Genomic DNA, 2,260 nt, shown 5'->3' with positions numbered 1-2,260 from the left:
CCCGGAGAAGTGCACCGACTGCGGGGCCTGCGAGGAGGTGTGCCCGGTCACCGTTCCCCGGGAGTTCGGGGACGGGCTCGAGACCCGGAAGGCCATCTTCCGCTACTACCCCAAGGCCGTGGGCAAGGCCTACGTGGTGGATCCCGACGCCTGCACCCGGTGCGGCAAATGCGTGGAGGCCTGTGATCCGGGGGCCATCGACCTCGACGCCCCGCCCCGGGAGGTCGAGGTGGAGGCCGGGGCGGTCGTCCTGGCCCCCGGCGCCGAGGTCTTCCCGGCGAGCCGCAAGGAGGAGTTCGGGTACGGCCGGTACCCCAACGTGCTCTCCGCGGTCCGGTTCGAGCGGATGCTCGCGGCCGGCGCCCCCTCGTCGGGCCGGCCCGTGCGGCCCTCCGACGCCCGGCAACCCCGGAGCCTCGCGTTCGTGCAGTGCGTGGGGAGCCGCGACGCGGAGGCCGGGCAGGGCCACTGCTCCTCGGTGTGCTGCATGTTCGCCCTCAAGCAGGCCCGGTTCGCCAAGGAGCGGCTGCCCGACGCCCAGGTCACCGTGTACTACATGGATCTGCGCACCTTCGGCAAAGACTACGAGCGCTACATCCGGGAGGCCGAGGCGGCGGGCATCCGGTTCGTGCGGGCCATGCCCTCGGTGGTTCGCGAGGTGCCGGGGAGCCGCGATCTCCTCCTCCAGGTGGCGGCCGGGGGCGCCGGGTTCGAGGAGGTGCGCCATGATCTGGTGGTCCTGGCGTCGGGGTTCTGCGCGAGCCCCTCGGCCCGGACGCTGGCGCTCAAGTTCGGGGTGGAGCCCGGGGAGGCCGGGTTCGCCGGCGGTCCCGAGTTCGACCCGTGCTCAACGCCGGTTCCCGGGGTGTACGTGGCCGGGGCGTTTCGGGAGCCCCGCGACATCCCGGAGTCGGTGCTCGACGGTGCCCGGGCCGCGGCCCTGGCCGGTCGGCACCTGGCCGCCCGCGCCGACGTGGGGGTGCCCGAGCTCCCGGCGCCGGCCGATTTCCGCGGCGAGGAGCCCCGGGTGGCCGTGGTGCTCTGCGAGTGCGAGGGGTTCAACACGGGCCGCGCGGATTTCGAGGCCCTGGAAGGGGCGGTCCGGGGGCTTCCGGGCGTCGCGGCGGTGGAGCGGGTGGCCCACGCGTGCTCCCGCGCCGGGCTCGAGGAGGTGCGAAACCGGTTCGCGGCGGCCGAGGCCAACCGGCTCGTGCTCGGGGCGTGTTCCCACCGGATCGTGGAGCAGTTGGTGAAGGGGGTGCTGCGGCGAAGCGGGTTCCACCCGGGGCTCGTCACGGTGGCGAACCTCCGGGAAGCCTGCCTCGAGACGTCGGGAGGCACCGCGGCCGCGGCCGACACCCTGCGGGCCGCCGTGCGGGAGGCCTGGTACGCCGGGTTCCCGGCGCTCGGGGCCCAGAGCCTCGAGCGCACCGTGCTTGTGGTGGGCGCCGGCGCCGCCGGCATGGAGGCGGCCCTGCGGCTCGCCGACCTGGGACTCGCGGTCCACCTGGTGGAGCGCGACGCCGACCCGGGCGGAAACCTCACCACGGGCCGATTCACCCTGCGGGGCGCGGACCCCCGCGCCCTGCGGGACGAGCTCCTCCGGCGGGTCGAGGACCATCCGGGCGTGCGCCTCTACCGATCCACCCGGGTCCGGGGGGCCTCGGGCCGGCTCGGGGCGTTTCGCACGGCGCTTGAAACCCCCGAGGGCGAGGTCGAGGTGCTCCACGGCGCGGTGGTGCTCGCCACGGGCGGCCGGGAGGCCAAGCCCCGGTCCTACGGGTACGGCGAGAGCCCGCGGATCGTGACCCAGAAGGAGTTCGAGCGGCTCCTGGCCGAGGGGCAGGTCCAGGGCGGCCGGGTCGTCATGATCCAGTGCGTGGAGAGCCGGGAGGAGGCCGAGGGGTGCCGGCCCTGGTGCTCCCGGGTCTGCTGCACCCACGCCCTCAAGAACAGCCTCCGGCTCCTGGACGCCGCCCCCGACGCCGAGGTCACGGTGCTCTACCGGGACCTGCGGGCCTACGGCACCTACGAGGCGTTCTACCGGGAGGCCCGGGACCGGGGCGTGGTGTTCGTGCCCTACACCCTGGACCGCCGCCCGGCCGTGGAGCCCACCGCAGAGGGGGCCCGGGTGCGCTACCACGATCCGGCCCTGGGGCGGGAGTGGACCGACACCGCCGACTGGGTGGTGCTCTCGGTGGGCATGGAGCCCGAGGCCGAGGAGAACCGGCGGCTCGCCGCCCTCTACGGCGTGGAGGTG

The 2,260-nt window shown here is 75.0% G+C and carries 1 protein-coding gene; it reads left to right on the top strand.

Annotated elements, in window-relative coordinates:
- The coding region (locus ACY0I8_RS17830) for an FAD-dependent oxidoreductase (RefSeq protein ID WP_461395816.1) at positions 1 to 2,260 on the top strand (2,260 nt) is incomplete at both ends.

It is taken from the genome of Deferrisoma sp. (genome assembly GCF_054681715.1).
This window is presented reverse-complemented; position numbering and strand designations above follow the sequence as displayed.